The organism is Pedobacter sp. WC2501, from assembly GCF_052682415.1.
Window position 1 is genome coordinate 1,674,675 of record NZ_JBQZFI010000001.1, and the last position, 19,316, is coordinate 1,693,990.

The 19,316-nt window shown below is 37.0% G+C and carries 20 protein-coding genes; 5 read left to right on the forward strand and 15 right to left on the reverse strand.

What is annotated here, in order from left to right; genetic code table 11:
- Positions 1 to 167 precede the first annotated feature (167 nt).
- Both ACUN24_RS07270 and gldB read right to left on the reverse strand, forming a co-directional pair.
- On the reverse strand, positions 168 to 938 hold the full coding sequence (locus ACUN24_RS07270; RefSeq protein ID WP_445561884.1) for a patatin-like phospholipase family protein: 771 nt from the start codon (positions 936 to 938) through the stop codon (positions 168 to 170).
- A gap of 62 nt (positions 939 to 1,000) precedes the next feature.
- Entirely contained in the window at positions 1,001 to 2,035 is a 1,035-nt protein-coding gene (gldB, locus tag ACUN24_RS07275) for a gliding motility lipoprotein GldB (RefSeq protein WP_445561885.1), read from the reverse strand.
- A 30-nt stretch (positions 2,036 to 2,065) separates the two neighbouring features.
- Between gldB and ACUN24_RS07280 the strand changes: the two genes are divergently transcribed.
- Both ACUN24_RS07280 and ACUN24_RS07285 read left to right on the forward strand, forming a co-directional pair.
- Entirely contained in the window at positions 2,066 to 2,740 is a 675-nt protein-coding gene (locus tag ACUN24_RS07280; protein WP_445561886.1) for a porin family protein, read from the forward strand.
- 48 nt (positions 2,741 to 2,788) lie between these two features.
- The gene (locus ACUN24_RS07285; RefSeq protein WP_445561887.1) at positions 2,789 to 4,429 is read left to right on the forward strand and encodes an NAD+ synthase; all 1,641 of its coding nucleotides are present in this window, start codon (positions 2,789 to 2,791) and stop codon (positions 4,427 to 4,429) included.
- Between the two features lie 206 nt (positions 4,430 to 4,635).
- On the opposite strand, the gene ACUN24_RS07290 is transcribed toward ACUN24_RS07285, so the two are convergent.
- The 6 genes from ACUN24_RS07290 to rsmI all read right to left on the reverse strand — a co-directional run bounded on the left by ACUN24_RS07290 (position 4,636) and on the right by rsmI (position 9,287).
- The gene (locus tag ACUN24_RS07290; protein ID WP_445561888.1) at positions 4,636 to 5,052 is read right to left on the reverse strand and encodes an OsmC family protein; all 417 of its coding nucleotides are present in this window, start codon (positions 5,050 to 5,052) and stop codon (positions 4,636 to 4,638) included.
- Between the two features lie 88 nt (positions 5,053 to 5,140).
- Complete coding sequence (lspA, locus tag ACUN24_RS07295; protein WP_445561889.1) at positions 5,141 to 5,659, reverse strand: signal peptidase II; 519 nt, start codon at positions 5,657 to 5,659, stop codon at positions 5,141 to 5,143.
- A 5-nt stretch (positions 5,660 to 5,664) separates the two neighbouring features.
- Positions 5,665 to 6,126: a DinB family protein gene (locus ACUN24_RS07300; protein ID WP_445561890.1), complete on the reverse strand. Its 462-nt coding sequence runs from the start codon at positions 6,124 to 6,126 to the stop codon at positions 5,665 to 5,667.
- Positions 6,119 to 7,756, reverse strand: coding sequence for an apolipoprotein N-acyltransferase (gene lnt, locus ACUN24_RS07305; RefSeq protein WP_445561891.1), 1,638 nt, complete (start codon positions 7,754 to 7,756; stop codon positions 6,119 to 6,121). Before lnt ends, ACUN24_RS07300 begins: the two co-directional genes overlap by 8 nt.
- Before the next feature lie 127 nt (positions 7,757 to 7,883).
- The gene (locus ACUN24_RS07310; protein WP_445561892.1) at positions 7,884 to 8,537 is read right to left on the reverse strand and encodes a PH domain-containing protein; all 654 of its coding nucleotides are present in this window, start codon (positions 8,535 to 8,537) and stop codon (positions 7,884 to 7,886) included.
- A 36-nt stretch (positions 8,538 to 8,573) separates the two neighbouring features.
- The gene (rsmI, locus tag ACUN24_RS07315; protein ID WP_445561893.1) at positions 8,574 to 9,287 is read right to left on the reverse strand and encodes a 16S rRNA (cytidine(1402)-2'-O)-methyltransferase; all 714 of its coding nucleotides are present in this window, start codon (positions 9,285 to 9,287) and stop codon (positions 8,574 to 8,576) included.
- A gap of 97 nt (positions 9,288 to 9,384) precedes the next feature.
- On the opposite strand from rsmI, the gene serS reads away from it, so the two are divergent.
- Positions 9,385 to 10,656 carry a serine--tRNA ligase gene (gene serS / locus ACUN24_RS07320; protein ID WP_445561894.1) on the forward strand — a complete coding sequence of 424 codons (1,272 nt, stop codon included), beginning with the start codon at positions 9,385 to 9,387 and terminating at the stop codon, positions 10,654 to 10,656.
- A 219-nt stretch (positions 10,657 to 10,875) separates the two neighbouring features.
- On the opposite strand, the gene ACUN24_RS07325 is transcribed toward serS, so the two are convergent.
- From ACUN24_RS07325 to fabV, 5 genes are all read right to left on the reverse strand, one after another.
- Positions 10,876 to 11,190: a seryl-tRNA synthetase gene (locus tag ACUN24_RS07325; protein WP_029277363.1), complete on the reverse strand. Its 315-nt coding sequence runs from the start codon at positions 11,188 to 11,190 to the stop codon at positions 10,876 to 10,878.
- Positions 11,191 to 11,290: 100 nt separating this feature from the next.
- Positions 11,291 to 11,977, reverse strand: a complete 687-nt coding sequence (locus ACUN24_RS07330; protein WP_445561895.1) for an SIMPL domain-containing protein — start codon at positions 11,975 to 11,977, stop codon at positions 11,291 to 11,293.
- Positions 11,978 to 12,409: 432 nt separating this feature from the next.
- Positions 12,410 to 12,862, reverse strand: coding sequence for a cold-shock protein (locus ACUN24_RS07335; RefSeq protein ID WP_029277369.1), 453 nt, complete (start codon positions 12,860 to 12,862; stop codon positions 12,410 to 12,412).
- Positions 12,863 to 13,413: 551 nt separating this feature from the next.
- On the reverse strand, positions 13,414 to 13,953 hold the full coding sequence (locus tag ACUN24_RS07340) for a GNAT family N-acetyltransferase (protein WP_445561896.1): 540 nt from the start codon (positions 13,951 to 13,953) through the stop codon (positions 13,414 to 13,416).
- A gap of 120 nt (positions 13,954 to 14,073) precedes the next feature.
- Positions 14,074 to 15,267 carry an enoyl-ACP reductase FabV gene (fabV, locus tag ACUN24_RS07345; protein WP_445561897.1) on the reverse strand — a complete coding sequence of 398 codons (1,194 nt, stop codon included), beginning with the start codon at positions 15,265 to 15,267 and terminating at the stop codon, positions 14,074 to 14,076.
- A 627-nt stretch (positions 15,268 to 15,894) separates the two neighbouring features.
- Here fabV and ACUN24_RS07350 point away from each other — a divergent pair.
- On the forward strand, positions 15,895 to 16,602 hold the full coding sequence (locus ACUN24_RS07350) for a DUF2490 domain-containing protein (RefSeq protein WP_445561898.1): 708 nt from the start codon (positions 15,895 to 15,897) through the stop codon (positions 16,600 to 16,602).
- An 85-nt stretch (positions 16,603 to 16,687) separates the two neighbouring features.
- Entirely contained in the window at positions 16,688 to 17,578 is an 891-nt protein-coding gene (locus ACUN24_RS07355) for a hypothetical protein (RefSeq protein ID WP_445561899.1), read from the forward strand.
- Positions 17,579 to 17,774: 196 nt separating this feature from the next.
- Here the strand turns inward: ACUN24_RS07355 and ACUN24_RS07360 are convergent, their stop codons facing one another.
- Both ACUN24_RS07360 and ACUN24_RS07365 read right to left on the reverse strand, forming a co-directional pair.
- Positions 17,775 to 18,221 carry a DinB family protein gene (locus ACUN24_RS07360; RefSeq protein WP_445561900.1) on the reverse strand — a complete coding sequence of 149 codons (447 nt, stop codon included), beginning with the start codon at positions 18,219 to 18,221 and terminating at the stop codon, positions 17,775 to 17,777.
- Between the two features lie 9 nt (positions 18,222 to 18,230).
- Positions 18,231 to 18,995 (reverse strand): hypothetical protein, encoded by a 765-nt coding sequence (locus tag ACUN24_RS07365; RefSeq protein WP_445561901.1) that lies wholly within the window; start codon positions 18,993 to 18,995, stop codon positions 18,231 to 18,233.
- Positions 18,996 to 19,316 lie beyond the last annotated feature (321 nt).

A 19,316-nucleotide genomic window follows, 5' to 3' on the forward strand; every position in this document is an offset into this window, starting at 1 on the left:
GCAAAGTACAATCCTAAAGTAAAGTAATATTATATCAACACCAAGAAAATTGTAATATTTTTATTGCGTATATGTATTTTTTAAACTCAATTAAATAGATAATTTAATTGAGTTTATTGTAGTTTTAATACTTCAAAAAGCGAACGGAAGATTAATAATACGATCAGTTATTTCGTGATCAGTTCAGAGATTGTCGGACTGTTTTTAATCGTTATCAAGGCTTCTTCGTGTGCCAGCCAATAAATATCTTCAGCACGTTTCATATCAAACGTACTAATGGCCCCTAAACCTTTTGGTTCGATTAATACATTACAAAATTTAGCCTTTCTTTCCATATCGTGGTTGATCGACATGATACCTGCGCGACCCATTAAATTGGTAATACCTGTAATTTTATCAACTGGCTTAAGGTGGTTACATGATGAGCCTATAATGAAATCGCATTCATCCATTAAAGGTTCGACCGGGAAATTATTTAAAATGCCGCCGTCCACATACATCTGACCATCAATCATAATGGGTTTAAAAATGCCAGGTATACAACTAGAGGCATGAATGGCTCTAATAAGCGGTCCTTTTGTAAAGTAAATCAATCTGCCTTCACTAAAGTTTACGGCGGCAATGGTTAGAGGTATTTTTAGCTTTTCAATTGAATCTTCCGGAAAATATTCCTTTAAAATTAAAGCAGTATTCTCAATATTAATTAATCCCAAAGAACCCACAGCCGGGCGTACAAAGCGCCAGAGTTTGGTTTTAAGGAAAATATTTAAACCTTCTTCCGGATCTATACCAGCTGCAAAAAAGGCTCCGGCTATGGCTCCTGCACTTGTTCCACTAATGTGACTAAAGGTGATACCCAAATTGCTAAAGGCTTTTAAAACCCCTAAATGAGCTATTCCCCTAATGCCTCCACCTGATAATACAATGCCAACTTTCATAGATTTAATTTAGGATATTTGTTTAATAAATTGACTCAGGACTAATGACTCCGGACTCAGGACTATTTTTGCTGTTTCGGTTTATACTTCGATTGATTTAAAATCTTTTGCGCATCGTTATCTGCCATTAACTGTTGCAAAGTAACATCAGGATGCGCCTTCATGTATTTCTTAACAATTTGCCAACCCATCCATACACCCAATTTTGGTGCCGAATCTCTATTTTCGCCTAAACCCGGGGTAAAAGGTCCTTCAGATAAAAACACCTGGATTTTTTGGTAGTCAGTTTCATACAGGTAATTGTTCTCTAAAAAATATGCCCAAATATCACCCTCAAAATTTTGGACCCAGTCTAATTGTTGTTGAGTATATCCGATTTTGATAGAATCGCTTAAGTTTTCGGGCAAAACCTGATCTAAAAAATATAAAACCTTTCCCTGAAAGATCATTTTAGATAACAAGGTTCTATTGTCATCAGGCTCTGCAAACAGTTCTTCATGTGCATACGTCTCGGCTACACGTGGCACAATATATTCAGGTGCAAACCTCCTGGAAATATATAAGGGTACACTTTGCACAATCGCTCTATAAAATTTGCTGTCTTTGCCCAGAAACATGTCCAAGCCAATACCCAGATAGTTATCGCCTACTGGCATTTGGTAAGCAAAACCTGAAGCAAAAGAAATAAATTTTGGAATCTTCGCTTTTGGATAATAATATTTAATGTATTTAAAAGTCTCGTTTAATCCCTCTTCCTGTACTTTTAAGTTTGGGAAAACACTATCTACTTCTTTGCTTAAATCGGTATATGCCTGATCTTTATATAAATTGGCTAAAGATTCGGTGTTTGAGTATTTACTATCAAGAATCCGGTGGATAAAATCGTCGTAAAACACACCATATTTCGAGCCAAGCTGTTTATCTATGTCAATGATGTTTTTGTTTTTTCCGGCAAATAGTTCTTTATCAAATCTTTCGATTTTAATGTTTACCTGTATATTGCTTACATCAGGTCTGTTGCTTTGCTTACAGGAAATAAATGTGATGGCAAAAAGAAAAATTAGATAAATTTGCCAGTGTTTAACGTTATACATCATGTACAACAAATATATATAAACACTTATAGCATGAAAAGAATATCAATCATTTTAATTTTGTCTGTTTTAAGTATTGGCGCATGGGCGCAAAATTTTCCTATAACCAATTATGGCTTTAGGTTAGGCCTAACTGCTACCCCAACTTTTGGTTGGATTAAGCCTGAACAGGGAAAAACAGATGGAATAGCTTTGGGTTTTTCTTACGGATTAATTGGCGATTTTAATTTTGCTCCTAATTATAGTTTTTCTACCGCTTTAACCATTACTTCTATTAACGGTAAAAGTACGGAGGCAAACGTGTTGCCTTATTACGCAACGAGTAGTAGCAGTACCCCAAAAGCTTACGATTTAAAATATAAGTTACAATATGTAGAACTGCCTTTAACCATTAAATTAAAAACAGTAAAGGCTGACGGAAAACGCTGGTATGGTCAGTTTGGTTTGTCTAATTCATTCAATATCAGTGCTAAACAAGATGCGGTTACAGGCGGTATGGTTGTTGGCGATAATTTAAATGTGTCTGATAATATCAAATTTTACCGTGCCGGATTAATCATCGGTGGAGGTGGCGAATTTGATATTTCTGGCAATACCAGTATTGTTGCGGGTTTAACTTTTAATAACGGTTTCACTAACATTGTAACAGATAAAGCCAGGGATGTTAGAAATCATTATTTGGCACTTAATTTCGGTGTATTCTTTTAATCTGGATATTATCTTGATACTTGATACTCACTCCTTGATACATTAAACATGAAAATAGCACTAGCACAACTTAATTACCACATTGGAAACTTTGAAGCTAACACAAAAAAAATAACGGAAAATATTCAATTGGCTAAAGATAAAGGAGCTGATCTGGTTGTTTTTGCCGAACTGGCTATCTGTGGTTATCCCCCAAGAGATTTTTTAGAGTTTGATGAGTTTATCACCTTGTGCGATGGTGCTGCTCAGGAAATAGCCAAACATTGTACAGATATTGCCTGTATTGTCGGTTTGCCAGTTAAAAATGAGATCTTACAGGGAAAAGACCTGTATAATGCAGCGTATTTTATCGAAGAAGGAAAAGTTAAGGGAATTGTTAAAAAAGCATTATTGCCAACGTACGATGTGTTTGATGAATATCGCTATTTCGAACCTGCCACAACATTTAACTGTATAGATTTTAAGGGAAAAAGAATTGCCTTAACCATTTGTGAAGACTTGTGGAATATCAACGATAATCCACTATATGTTTCTAACCCAATGGATGAGCTGATTAAGGAGCAACCTAATGTGATGATTAATATTGCGGCATCTCCTTTCTCATATACCCATGATGATGAACGTATAAAAGTATTGGCCGACAATGCAAAAAAATATAACCTGCCAGTATTTTATGTAAACCAGGTTGGCGCGCAAACTGAAATTATTTTTGATGGAGGTTCTTTGGTTTTCGATGCTGATGGAGAAATGAAAGCAGAGATGAAGTATTTTGAAGAAGATCTTCAGGTTTTTGATTTAGAAGAGGTAGAAAGTGTGCGTAACAAATACCCTAAATCGGAAAGATTAACAGATATTGAGCAGATTCACGATGCATTGATTTTAGGCATAAAAGATTATTTCAGGAAATCTGGTTTCAGTAAAGCTGTTTTGGGCTTATCCGGCGGAATTGATTCAGCCGTAGTATGTGCCCTGGCTTGTCGCGCGCTAGGTCCGGAGAATGTAATGTCCGTTTTAATGCCTTCTAAATTTTCTTCCGATCATTCTATTCAAGATGCTTTAGATTTAGTTAATAATATTGGTTGCATGCACGAAATTGTGCCAATTAAAGAGGTTGCAGAGGCTTTCGATCATATACTGGCACCAGCTTTTAAGGGTTTGCCTTTTAACCTTGCAGAAGAGAATGTTCAGGCCCGTATCCGCGGAATCATTAATATGGCCATGAGCAACAAATTTGGTTATATTTTACTGAATACCTCTAATAAAAGTGAATGTGCAGTGGGATATGGCACCTTGTATGGCGACATGTGTGGCGCAATTGGGGTAATTGGCGATGTATATAAAATGCAGGTTTTCGAGCTGGCCAGGTACATCAATAAGGAAAGGGAAATTATACCCATTAATACTATTGTTAAACCACCTTCGGCAGAATTGAGACCTGATCAGAAAGATTCAGATTCGTTGCCTGAATATGAAATCCTAGATAAAATATTATATCAGCATATCGAAAAGAAACAGGGTTCAAAAGCCATTATTGCCCAGGGTTTTGATGAGGCATTGGTGTTGCGTATTTTAAAGATGGTAAATATTGCCGAGTTTAAACGTTACCAAACGCCACCTATTTTAAGGGTATCGCCTAAAGCCTTCGGTATGGGAAGAAGAATGCCGATAGTTGGGAAATACATGGCCTAGGTGTTTAAGGTTTAATTGTTCAATTGTTGAGATTGTTAAATTGTCAATTGCCAATTGAAAACTGTTTACTTGTTTAAACTGTGAACTGTAGACCGGGCGTCATCTCGACTGAAGCTCAGCGGAATGGAGAGATCTATCCAGACAGATTTCTCGACTGCGTTGCACTACGCTCGAAATGACGATCTATTACCGGTCCGCCATCACAATTAAGCTAAAGTAGCATCAACTGTAATGGTTGTATTTAATAATTTAGAGATTGGGCAGTTTTTCTCTGCATCAGCTACCAGTTCATCAAATTTTTCTTGTGTTAAATCAGGTACAGAAGCAATTAGGGTTAAATGCGATTCAACAATTTCACCTTTTGATGGATCAAGGTTAATTTCACATTTAGTTTCCAGTTTATCAGCTGTAAATCCTGCTTCAGTTAAGTTAGCAGATAGTTTCATGGTAAAACAGCCTGCATGTGCAGCAGCAATTAATTCTTCTGGATTTGTTCCAACACCCTCTGCAAAGCGAGAATTAAAAGAATATTGAGTATTATTTAAAGTGGTGCTTTGTGTAGTGATGTTACCATTACCTTCTTTAATAGAACCTTGCCATACGGCCGTTGCATTTCTTTTCATGATTGGATTTTATTTTTAGATTGTTTAACACCTAAAGATAAAAATATGTTTGTTTAAAGGAGACAATCTTTGTTAAGAAATAATGTGGCTATTCAACCTCTTCTATTGGTTCTTCTTTAACCATTTTGCTTCTTAACGACTGAAAAAGCAATATACCTACACCTATCATAATCGAAATATCGGCAAAATTAAAAACACCTGTTTGGAAGAGGTAAAAATCCATATGCATAAAATCGGTAACCGATCCATGCACAATCCGGTCATACAGATTGCCTATACCGCCACCAATCAGAAAACACAAAGCAATTTGCATAGTCATCGGTAAATTACGTTTAGCAAAAAGAAAATATAACCCGTAGCCCAAAAATATTAATGGTAATCCTGTTAAAATAATCAGTCTGAAAATATAGGGCATATTATCGCCAAGACTTAAAAACGCCCCACTGTTTTCTACTTTGGTTAATGTAAAATGGTTTTTTATAATGCTGATCTGTTCGTAGTCGCTGATCTCAGTACGCACAATTTTTTTAGAAATCTGATCACAACCAAAATTTAAAGTTAATAACAAGAGCAATACCGACCAGCGGAGATTTTTTATTTGTTGCATAATTTTTATCTGATAATATCGGCATCAACGGGTATGTAGCCTAAATGTCTGCTTAACGACATGATTTGCCCTTTGTGATGAAATTCGTGGGTAATAACATGGGTAAACAATTGCAATGGATTTATTGTTAAAATCTCTCCATTTCTGTGCAATTCCACTTCCTGCAGCTCATTTCCTTTAAATTTTTCGGTAAATAAGCCAATATATTCATCTGCCTGGTTAAAATAAGTTTGGCAGTCTTGTAAGGTCTGGTATTTTTCGAAAGGTAAAAACTCCTGTTCAATGCCTAAGGCTCTTTCACCAATCCACGCGCAATAGGTTTGACCAATATGAACCAACAAATTTCTGATAGATCCTCTGCCAAACGAACTGTTGTTGGTTAAGAAATCCTTTTCTGAAATGCCTTTGATATAATTTAAAAGGGTATTTCTGGATGATAAAATGAAATCGTATTGTTGTTTAAGCATGGCTAGGTTTCCTGATCCATTTTCTAAACGGAATGATCAAAGCTAAAATAATGGCTGTTAGACTGAAGAATTTTGCAATAAGATCTCCACTTTTTACATAAAAGGTAAGCTCGTCGTTCAGGTTGATGTTGGCTTTTAGAGCAGTTCTGGTCCACCATTTGGTGCTTTGTGTTACATCCCCACGTTGATTGATGAAGCATGAAATTCCAGTATTGGCCGAGCGGGCAACATCACGGTGGGTTTCAATTGCCCTCAGTTTAGCGTACATCATATGCTGGTCTTTACCGGAGGTATTTCCCCACCAGCCATCATTGGTAATAATAGCAATAAATTGTGCGCCATCTTTAACCTGCTGACCGATCCAGTCGCCCCATAAACTTTCGTAGCAAACAACGGGTGCAGCACCAATTCCACTTTGTGCATAAAGTACGCTTGGTTTTTCCTGCCATCCCCAACCACTTACGCTTCCACCTAATTGTGAAAATACACCATCAAGAAATGAAAACACTTTAGGGAAGGGCATTTTTTCAGCTCCAGGAACCAGTTTCGATTTGTGGTAGAATTGAACATTAGCCGAATTTTCTACCTGCATGGCAGAATTGAAATTATCTAAAAACATTCCATCAGGATATTTCTTTGCAGATACGGTTTTTTTGTCATTATACCACCGAATGCTTTCAATTCCTGTAATTAAGGTGCCGTTTTTATATTTATTTAAGAAGCTTTGTAAACTAATGAAATCAGGATTGCTCCGGATTCTATCCTCATCTGCATAATTTGGGATAGCAGTTTCTGGCCAGATAAAATATTCGGTATTGGGTTGTCCGATCGAGTCTGATAGGTGTGTCAATATCCTGATCTGCTCTGCCGGGGGGATACTCTCTAGTTTTAAATAAGGATCAATATTGGGTTGAACCACCACCACATTGCTTGGTGTCCCTTTCTGTTCAGCAGTAAAATATTTAGTTAATGAAATGCTGATGGGAATAATCACTACTAAAGCCCAGATTCCTGCGGTTCTAAATCTTAAATAGCCAGTTTGGGATTTGAGTTTTTTGTAAGCTTCAAAAGCGAGAATATTGCTCACTAAAATCCATAATGAACCACCATAAATACCGGTATAATCGTACCATTGCGCCAATTGGTGCATTCCAGCCAGACCGTTTCCTAACGTCATCCATGGAAAAGCCAGATCCCAGGTTTGCTGAAGATATTCTAAAGCGATATAAAAGGCAATTAAGCCAAGATAGGCGATCTTTTTATTTACGTATTTGCCCAACCTGTAGTATAACCAGAAAGCAAAGGTCATTAAAAGTGCACCTAACCCGTAAGGGATTAATGAAACAAAAAAAGATACTATGGTTCCTATAAAACCTGTATTATATGCACTTATGGCATTGTACACCCAATAAGTTGACGCGGTGTTCCAAACCAAAAAGGTTAAGCCCGCAGTTAAGAAAATTCTTTTTCCCTGTTTTTTGATCGTATTGGTGGAAATTGAATCAAGAGCGATGAATAGAGGGACTAAACCGATCAACAATAATGGTGTGGTAAAAGGCATTGGTGGCCAGGCTAGCCAAAGTAAAAATGCACTTAAGAAGGCGAGTAGGTAGGTTTGTTTAGATTTCATATAAAATTACTTGTCATTCTGACGCAGGAAGAATCTCTAAGCGACAAAGAACTGATCTTGTTTTTGTTAATGTAAGTACAGTGCAACTATGTTAGGGATGCTTCGTGCCTCAGCATGACAGTATGAATTACAAACTATCTAAAATGTCTGCTTTTTTAGCTTCGTATTCTTCCTGGGTAATCAGGTGTTTATCGTACAAAGTTTTAAGCTTGCGTAATTTTAAAGTGGTTTCATCTTCAGGCTCTTCTACAACTTCAGCAATTTGAATAACAGGTTCTACTGGTTCAGGAGTTGGTTCGTAAGCAGGAATTTCGACTAAAGGCTGCGCATTTAAATTGATGGGAGAGGCCGTTGCACGGTTTTCTTCCAGTTTTTGCTGGCGCAGCATTTCCTTATATTCTTCCAATTGCTGGTTTGCTGCCTGATGCAATTTTCGCGCCTGTACTTTCGGAATAAATTCAGTAACGATATTTTCGCCATGTTGTGGTACACAGATAAATTTAGAACCAAAAAATTCTTCCTTAAACGAAACTTCTTTAATGCTTTTCCACGAAATATCCTTGAAATTCATCGTTAAGCCCAAATTACCAGGTTCGCAATAAAAAATGCGCTTGTTAGAAATCGCGATGCTATCTGGTAACAAGTTTACTGCAGGTTTTTTCTGTACTGCTAAATATAAAAGTTCTTCGCCCATGGTTAAAAGGTCGTTTAATTTTCCAATAACTTTTTCAACCGCTTTTGGATCTTGCTCGTCACTCAGAAATCTATCTATGCTAATCATAATATTTTAAATTGTTGTGTGGTTACGTTTTTGATGCTACTCTTCAGCATCTTCATATTTGTTTTTGCTTTTAATATTAGGTTTTCCCGCTATGCAAATTACAAATTCTCCTTTTAAAGTATTGTTTTCAAAATGTGATTTTATTTCTACTAAAGTGCCTCTCACGGTTTCTTCGAACATCTTGGTCAGTTCTCTGCTTACCGATGCCTGCCTGTCGGCGCCCAAATACTGTGCAAATTCCTCTAAAGTTTTTAATAAACGGTGCGGACTTTCGTAAAGTATAATGGTGCGGTCTTCTTCGGCCAATTTTTTAAATTTAGTTTGTCTGCCTTTTTTAACCGGCAAAAAACCTTCGAAACAAAATGCATCTGCAGGTAAGCCTGAGTTAACCAAAGCAGGGACAAAAGCCGTTGCACCAGGTAAACATTCTACAGCAATATCATTTTTAATGGCTTCGCGTACCAGGAAAAAACCCGGATCTGAAATGGCTGGTGTTCCGGCGTCAGATATCAGGGCAATTTTCTGTCCTTCGTTCAAAAACCTGATAATTTCTGAAGTAGCCTTATGTTCATTGTGCTGGTGGTGTGAGAAAACCCGTTTATCAATCCCAAAATGTTTGAGCATTGGAGCACTGGTACGGGTATCTTCAGCGAGAATCAGATCGCATTCTTTTAATATACGGATTGCCCTAAAGGTCATATCCTCCAAATTGCCTATGGGCGTTGGTACGAGAAATAGTTTGCCATCCATATTTCGGTTTGCAGTTTACAGTTAATGGTTTACAGTTTTTTCCAAACTCTTACCCCAAACTCCAAACTCTTGCTATCTTTGCTTAAAAAATTAAATAATGCTGCAAGTTAACTATATCCGCGAAAATAGAGAGAAAGTTTTAGAACGTTTAAGTATCCGTAATTTTAAACAACCAGAACTGGTAGATGAAATCATTAAAATCGATGAGGACCGCCGTTCTACACAAACTTCCCTGGATAATATTTCTGCTGAAGCGAATGCAGCTGCCAAACAAATTGGCGATTTAATGCGTACTGGTAAAAAAGAAGAAGCCGAGGCGATTAAAGCACAAACTGCTTCTCACAAAGAAAATATCAAAAGCCTGAGTGATAAGTTGAATGAGTTGGAAACTGCACAACACAATTTAATTGTTCAATTGCCTAATTTGCCTTATCATTTGGTAAAACAAGGCTCTACTGCAGAAGAAAACGAGATTGTTTTAACACATGGTGAGCCTGCACAACTACCAAGTAAAGCTTTGCCACATTGGGAATTGGCTGCGAAATATGATATTATCGACTTCGAACTTGGCGTAAAAATTACCGGTGCTGGTTTCCCGGTTTATAAAGGAAAAGGAGCAAGATTACAACGTGCATTGATTAACTTCTTTTTAGATCATGCCACAGCAGCAGGTTATAAAGAAATGCAGGTTCCTCATTTGGTTAATGCGGCTTCAGGATTTGGTACCGGCCAGTTACCAGATAAAGAAGGACAGATGTATCATTCAACTGTTGATGATTTATATTTAATCCCAACAGCTGAAGTTCCGGTAACGAATTTATACCGTGACGTAATTGTTAAGGAAGAAGATCTTCCAATTAAAAATACGGCTTATACCCCTTGTTTCAGGAGAGAAGCGGGTTCTTATGGTGCTCATGTACGTGGTTTAAACCGTTTACACCAGTTTGATAAGGTTGAGGTGGTTCAGATCACCCATCCGGATAAATCATACGAAACGCTGGAAGATATGAGCCTGTATGTACAATCTTTATTGAAAGAACTTGGGTTACACTATCGCGTGTTGCGTTTATGTGGTGGCGATATGGGCTTTACATCTGCCATGACTTATGATATGGAAGTTTGGAGTGCTGCACAAGAGCGTTGGTTAGAAGTTTCTTCTGTTTCAAATTTCGAAACTTACCAGAGTAACCGTTTGAAACTGCGTTTTAAAGGAAAAGAAGGTAAGGCGCAACTGGCACATTCATTAAACGGAAGTGCATTGGCTTTACCACGTATTGTGGCTTCGATTTTAGAAAATTACCAAACGGAAAATGGAATTAAAATTCCGGAAGCTTTGGTGAAGTACACAGGATTTGATATGATTGATTAATCTTAGATAAATCGTCATTGCGAGGCACGAAGCAATCTTAATGCTGTAGCAAAACCTTTTGGCATTTGGCGATTAATTAAAGAAAACGAAGTTTCTCTTATAGTAAGATTGCTTCGTCGGCTGAAAAAGCCTTCTCACAATGACGAGATTTCTAATAAAAAAAGCTTTGCAGCAATGCAAAGCTTTTTGTTTTTATAGATAGATGTGTTTTTTGTATGATTATAAAATCAGGATCAACAATAAAATGATGATAATGATTGCACCAACTGAAAGATAAACACCTCCAGAAACAGCACGAGCCTGACCTTTTAATTCTCTTAACTCGCTACGTAAAGCTTTACGTTCTGCTCTTGTTAAGTTCGATTTATCCATGTCTCTGATCTCTTCAACACGGGTTTTGATTCTTTCCAGTTTCACTGCTTGTTCTGCAGTTAATTCTGTTGGGTTTTTCGCAGGTTTATCAGCAGCCTGAGCTGAATTAAAACTAATACCTAACGAGAATACCAAGGCTAACGTGTAAATGAATTTTTTCATAATATCTAATTTTTTTAGTGTTCAACCAATACTTAACAAAAAACCTACCAAAATGTTCTGGTAGGTTTTGAAAAGCATTAATTTAAAACTGTTAAAGTCCTTATTTAATTTCGAAAACAGCATTTACTGTGAAATTCAGTTTGATTTTTTTGAAATCAATTTCAGGAGCGCCAGCAGCATCGGACATTTCAGCTTTCATCGCAAAAGTTCTATAAACCGGTTGTATTACATTGTCTCCACCATCCTGTATTTCAATTACACTTCCTAATTTATCGCCTAATGCTTCTACCATGTAAGTTGCTTTCTCTTTTGCCGCTAATAAAGCTTTAATTTTAAGTTCTTTTTTCAAACTCTCAATTTTAGAATAATCATAGCTTTCAATGTTTGTATTGGCAATTCCTTTGGCATCAATTGCTTCTAATATTGCATTGAATTTGTTCAGGTCGCTCACTTTTAAGCGGTATTGTTTGCTGGCTAAAAAATCAGGATTTTTCTTTTTCTCTGTTTCATAATTCCAGCTGCTTAAATTGCTGATGGTTAAGTTTTCTTTTGCAATGCCTGCTTTTTGTACGGCGGAAAACAGTTGTTTTTCCAGTTCAGTAATGTCTACTTTTTTCTTTCCGTTTAAATACTCTTTTAGTGAAATGCTGATGTAGATAATATCGGGGGTAACTTCTGTTTCTGCCGTTCCGCTTACATTAATTTTTCTACGTAAATCTACTTGTTGAGCCATCGCTGACGATAAACCTAAAAATGCAACAAGTGCAAGTGTTATTAACTTTTTCATATCTATTTTTCTTTGTGTGTACTGTAATGATGTAAAGCGTATACAAATTCCACACCGGGATTATATATTTTTTATTTCATAAACGATTATCCTTACCCAAAGGCTACAGTTTTTCCTTTTAATAATCCTATTTGATTTATTTACAGTAATATAAATTATCCCCTGCCGTGCTGAGTAAAAATAAATTAGCATGCAATTAGATGTATAAATTTTGGAATAATTCTAAGATTTTATTTTTAGAATCGAATTCTGGCAAAATTTATCTGCCTCTATTAAGAGTAGAAATAAGAATGAAGAAAATTATGCGCTAGGTTTTATGCTTAAATAGACGGAATTATATAGGATTATAAAACCTGGCGCAGCAGAGTTTTCTGCAGAATTTTAATCATGTTTTGCAATTAGGAACTGCAAAAAGAATTGAATTGTAGGCTGTTAAACCTTCGATACTTTAACAGCAGTTGGTCCTTTTTGACCCATTTCTACTTCAAACGTAACTTTATCACCTTCTTTAATCTGGGTGATTAAACCGTTTGCGTGAACGAAAATACTGTCTTGTGTTTCAGTGTTTTTAATAAAACCGTAACCTTTACTATCGTTAAAGAAAGTAACTGTTCCTTTTTTAACAGGATTTTCATCAATGATGTCCTCTTGTCTTGAAATACCAATCTGAATATCTTCTGTATTAATTACTTTCTTTTTCTTCGGATCTGGTGGAGTAGAAGAGATGTTTCCGTTTTCGTCAACGTAAGCCATCATATCTTCAAGTGCTAAACCTTTTTTGGCATTAGCCTGACGCTCTTCTTTTTTCTCTTGTTTGTCTTTTTGTTTTTTTAACCGTTTTTTTTCGTTCTCTTTTTTACTGTATGTTGCCTGAGATTTAGCCATATTTTATTTAATTGTTTGTTTTGAAAGGTGAGTGGAATGGAGAATTATACAAAGATAACAATACTAAAGCACAAACACGATTTTATTCGGTTATGCTCTTGTCATTATGGTAACAACAGATAATTAGGCAAGATGTTTGCCAGAAAAAAGCGGATTGATCGATATTTTTAGATTTCTCGACTGCGTTGCACTCCGCTCGAAATGACGGCACCTCAGGACGATTTACCTCCATGGCAATTGTTGCTCAATTTTCTACCACAGATAAAAAGGATGAACACAGATAAGATAATAACATCTGTTTATCGGTGCAAATATGTGGCGAAACTTTAAATGAATTAATTCCCGAGTGTGGTATTGTAGTGGTAAATTAGGGATAGATTCTTTGACTACTGTTAGGATCAAGTAACGAATAGAATGTAAGCGATGCAATACTCCGTGTTTCTGTGTTTCCGTGGCATTGTTTCTCTATTATTTTTTACCACAGATGGAAAGGATGAACACAGATAAAGAAAATAAATCTATGTTTATCTCTGAAAGTATATGGTTTATTTTTATGATGCCCTGTTTAGCCATTTTTCTTTATCTGCCTGATAAACAAAATTCCATTTTAAGGGCTCGCCATAATAGGCTACCTCTAATTCAGCGATTTTAACGGCACCTAATTTTTCTGTCGCTTTTTGTGAACGGAAATTAGTAGCGCCGATATGTAAAATTACTTTATCCACAAATTGAAAAGCATAATCAAACATTAAAGCTTTTAAAGCCTTATTATGTCCTTTGCCCCAAAACTCGCGGGATATAAAAGTGTAGCCAATCGCAATCGAACTGTCTGTTTCGTTTAGCTCATAATACCTGGAACTACCTACAATTTTGTTGGTTTCTTTTTCATATATAATAAAAGCACCCTTCGATTCTATAGCGCCTTTAAAGAAATTTTCGAAAACGTCTCTTTTATAGCGGTCTTTATTGGGGTGCTGTTCCCAGATTAACGGATCGGAAGCTACTGCAAAAAGCGCTTCGAAGTCAGACTCTTTTAACGGGACTACTTTAATTAAATCGTTTTCTAGTGTGGGCTGTAAATCGAAATTCATTTTATTAGGAAATAAAAAACGGCCGGCTTTGAAGCCAGCCGTTTGTAAGTGATTATATTATTTAGGCTAGGTAATAGATTTCTCCATTCCGTTGCACTTCAGTCGAAATGACGTGATGAGTTAGTTTACTAAACCTTCAATTTCCACTACTTCCTGGGCATCTTTTTGATAATCAACTTTATCAATTTCAAAGCCAAATAAGCTTAAGAAATCAGCTCTGTAACCTGGTAAATCACCTATTGCTGGTAGCGTTTCGGTAGTAGCTTCTTTCCAGAGTTCGGCAACTTTAGCCTGGATATCTTCACGCATTTCCCAATCATCAATTCTGATTCTTCCTTTTTCATCAACAGGAACAGGATTGCCGGTGTATAAGCGGTCAGCATATAAACGTTGGATCTGCTCGATAGTACCTTCATGAACGCCTTCAGCCTTCATCACTTTATATAACAATGAAATGTAAAGCGGAATAACCGGAATTGCAGAACTCGCCTGTGTAACCAATGCTTTATTAACCGATACATAAGCTTTACCATCAATATCCTTTAATTTATCGGCTATTGTAAATGCAGTAGCTTCTAAATCATCTTTAGCCCGGCCAATGGTTCCTTTACGGTATACCGGCTCGGTTAAAGCAGGGCCTATGTAAGAATATGCTACTGTTGTTGCACCTTCTGCAAGCAGGTTTTCTGCTTTTAGGGCATCAATCCACATGGCCCAATCTTCGCCACCCATTACAGCTACAGTGTTTGCAATATCTTCTTCCGTAGCAGGCTCGATAGAAATTTCGCTCACATTACCCGTGTGGAAATCGACCGTTTTATTGGTGTAGGTTCCTCCGATAGGTTTTAAAGTTGACCGGTGTAATACTTCTGTATCGGGATGTTTTCTTACCGGAGAGGCAAGGCTATAAATCACCAAATCAACCTGACCTAAATCGGCTTTAATCGTTGCTAAAGTTTTTTCTTTTATTTCTTTAGAAAATGCATCACCATTTATACTTTTTGCATATAAACCAGCTGCATGTGCTTCTTTTTCAAAAGCTGCACTATTGTACCAGCCTGGTGATGCTGTTTTACCTTCAGAAGGTGCCTTTTCGAAAAATACGCCAATTGTAGCAGCCCCTGATCCATAAGCAGCAGTAATGCGGGACGCTAAACCAAAACCGGTTGATGCACCAATTACCAATACTTTTTTAGGACCATCTATAGCTCCTTTAGATTTTACATATTCAATTTGATTCTTTACGTTTTGCGCGCAGCCATCAGGGTGTGCGGTTAAACAGATAAAGCCCCTCATTCTAGGTTCGATAATCATTTTTGTTCTATTTTACGTTTTGTAATGTTAAAATAAGCGCAATTTAAGATGTCTTAATGCCCAAATCTTTAACGAAGATAAATTTTTAATCGCTTAACGTTAAATGAAATTTATTTTTAACTGCAATGATCGCAAAGGTTTTCGCAAAGAAGTAGATGAGATTGGTATAATTTTTAACAACGAGGTAAGGGAGAAAAGGCACAGAGAGCACAGAGGTATAGTTACTAAGCATTTTTATTTGGCGATTAGACTTCGGACTCCGGACCTCTGACTTTCGGACTAATTAACCACAAAGACACAAAGAACACAAAGTTGGGCTTATAGGGATTATTAAATGAGACTTCGGACTCCGGACCTCTGACTTTCGGACTAATTAACCACAAAGACACAAAGAATACAAAGTTGGGCTTATAGGGATTATTAAATGAGACTTCGGACTCCGAACCTCTGACTTTCGGACTAATTAACCACAAAGACACAAAGAACACAAAGTTGGGCTTATAGGGATTATTAAATGAGACTTCGGACTCCGGACCTCCGACTTTCTAACTATTTAACAACTCTTCTTTAATTTTGCTATAATTCTATTAATTTAGCGCCACACAGGTAAAACCGGTTTATCTTTTTATGAAAAAAATATTAGTATCTGCCACGATGATTCTCATCATGGCTGCTGGAAAGCTATATGCACAAACCCAACATCAAAACTCGGGTTGGTTTATGTTTTTAAATAACACTAAATTTAATGATAAATGGGGATTGCAATTTGATGTTCAGGTTCGTTCAGCCGACGATTGGAGTTATGTGAGAAATACTTTGGTGCGGCCTGCGCTGCAATATTTTATTAACGACAAACATAATGTAGCTTTAGGTTATTTGTGGCAAACTACTGATATGAATCTGACAGGCGGCAATAACAATCTGTTTCACGAACACCGTATTTTTGAACAGTACATTTACAATCATAAAATCAGCTCGGTATTTGCCAGTCACAGGATTAGGTTAGAACAACGTTTTATCGGTCGTTCGGGTGAAGATGTGTTTTCGCAGCGCTTTCGTTATTTCGTAAGGTTAGTCCAGCCTTTGCAAAAAACTCAGCCAACGTTTACAAAGGGGGCATTTTTGGCTTTACAGAACGAGGTGTTTTTAAATCTTCAGAATAAGGCTAAAATCAACAATAGCGTTTTCGATCAAAACAGGTTGTACTTTGCTGCGGGTTATCGTTTTTCGAAGCAGTTTGACCTGGAAGCCGGGTACATGAACCAGGGTACACATGGTGTTTCAAATAATACGATAAATAACATTGTTCAGCTGGCCATTTATACCAGGTTTTAATGTTTTAAAGTCATTTTTTGTATAACAACTATGGCGAAATGTTAAACCTGTTGTAAATGATTGGTCTTTTTGCTCAATTTGCCGCGTGAAAAAAATTACCATTCTATTTTTAGCGCTCTTGTTTGGCAAGCGGATGCAGGCACAAGAGGTTCAAAGCTCAACAACAGACCATACGCCAACTTCGAAAAGTTTGTTTAACCCGGAGCACAAAAGAAATTTTTCGCGTAAAGGCGATTTCTTTTTCCACTGGGGATACAACAGTTCGTGGTATGGAAAAAGTGATATCAGGTTTCAAGGCCCCAACTACGATTTTACTTTAAAGGATGTTGTTGCACACGATAGACAATCGAAGCTAAGCTGGGCTTATTTAAATCCGGGTTTAATCACTGTACCGCAGTACAATATCCGTGTAGGGTATTTTATCAAAGATAATTATAGTATTTCTATTGGCTGGGACCACATGAAATATGTAATGGATATTCCACAAACTGTTGCCGTTACCGGACATATCGGAGCTAATATTACGCCTCAAAATGTAGCTACTGGCGCATTGGCAGGCGATTATAATGGACAACTTGTAAATGTTAAAGAAAGCATGCTCACTTATGAGCATACCGATGGTTTTAACTATGCCAATATTGAAGTAGAACGTTATGATGATATCTGGGTAGCACCTGGTGGGAATACTTCGTTAACTTTAGAAACGGGTTTAGGTGGTGGAATCATGGTACCACGTTCTGACGTACGTTTATTTGGTTTAGGCAGAAACAATCACTGGAATATTTCTGGATATGGCGTTTCGGCTAAAATCGGACTTAAGTTTTATGTTTGGAAAAATGTTTATTTACAGAATACAACCAAATTTGGCGCTACCAATTTAACCAATGTGCATACCACAGGATGGGATGAGTATGATCATGCCAGCCAGAAGATTAATTACATTGAAAATATGTGGCTGATAGGGGTTCAGTTTTAAAATGTTGAAGGAGGCTTAAGCCTCCTTTATTGTTTTGGGTGCCTTTGCCACGTAAACACAGAAGGCACGGAGAATTTCACATGATCTAGCTTGTCATTCTTAGGGATAATTTATTTTATAAAAGATCACTATAGATTACAGCGTATTTTTATTGCAGCTACAGGCTGTGAGGAATTTTCATTGCTGAAGAATTAAATTAAACATCCAACAGCCTTCTATGGTAATTAATCTGCCCCAGGTGATAAGTTAAATGTGTGGTGAGGTGAACGAGTAAAAATTCAGTAGATGTTTTTTCTTCAAATACCAGTATTGGATACTCGCCATCCATCTGCTCGTTGCTTACCCGATCCAAAGCTTCTTTAACAACGCTTATAGTTGCTTCAATCATTTTAATCAACTCTTGTTTCGGAATATCTTTTAAAGAAAATTCCAGTTCTCGGTTCCGGACATAACCGGTACCCCCTAAGGTCGCACCGATGTAAGTATTCAGGTTACCCACGAGGTGCAGGCAAAGGTTCCCGGCCGAATTTGCAATGTTGCAATCTATACGCCAAAGATTCGCCTCGTTTTGGTAAGCTTCGATTTCCGATTTTAGCCTGGTAAGATCACGGTTAAAAAGTTTTTTTAGTGTTTCGGTAAGCATCTATTTTAATTAAAGAGTGATTTTTTTCGCAGGTTGTGATAGTATTTCTTTTCCATCTTTACTAATAACCAATTGAGCAGGAGGAGCACCTTTTTCGCCCATCACGGTGATGAAACAGGTGTATAAACGGTCGCCGCTTTTAAATTGGTAATTGTGGTTTCCACCGCTACCATCGGGTGTAAATTTGCCATTGGTTAAAATTAATTTGGGCTTATCGCTCATTTTACTTTTTACCGGCCATGAGGCATAGCGGTAATTGTTGTTGCCAAGGTCATCAATCCTGATCCGGTACTGAGCCGTTTCGAAAACAAGAACTGGTTGTGCAAAATTGCTGATTGAGGGGTGAAGGCTGCTTTTTTCAACATTTATCAATCTGGCCTGTTCTTTGGCTTCTAACCTCGATTGGTGATTAACGGCAATTAATTTCCCGTCCGTATCAAGCCATAGTTCTCCGTTTAGCAACATAATGCCTCGCCAGCCAACGTCATTCCAATCGGTTTCAACCTTAGAATTAATAATCTTTTTGGTTAAATTATCATCAAAAACTTCTTTGTATCGCTTTACAAATTCCTGTTTATTTTTAATGGGCGGAATAGGATATGTTCTGTTTAAAGGGTATTTGATTTTGCTACTCAGCTTTTCTATATTTCCGCTTTTAACGGCATTTACAAAGCCAGTAACTACCGGGCGGTATTTTTTATCGAGCGTTTGATCCTGCGCATAAGCAAGGCTGATCGTACTGATTAATAAAAAGGCTAAAAATGTTTTTTTCATGGGTGAGGTGTAGATAAACGAAGATAATTGTTTCAAAGCAAAAACAGATCAATATGTTTTTTGTGTGCTAAAGAAAACATTTTTTTGGAGCGCAGTGCTTGCGCAAAACAATAAGTTTTGTCCCGTTTTACGCTTGTAACCCTTGCTTCCTCGTACCTCGTTGCTGCAGTGTACCGCTAAATGTCATTAAGTTAAGGTTTTTAACCACAGATGCACACAGATAAACACGGATTTTTATATCTGTGTGCATCCTTTTTATCTGTGGTTAAATTATTTTCACCTGTTCCAATGGCTTTAAATAATGACATTAGGGTTAACACT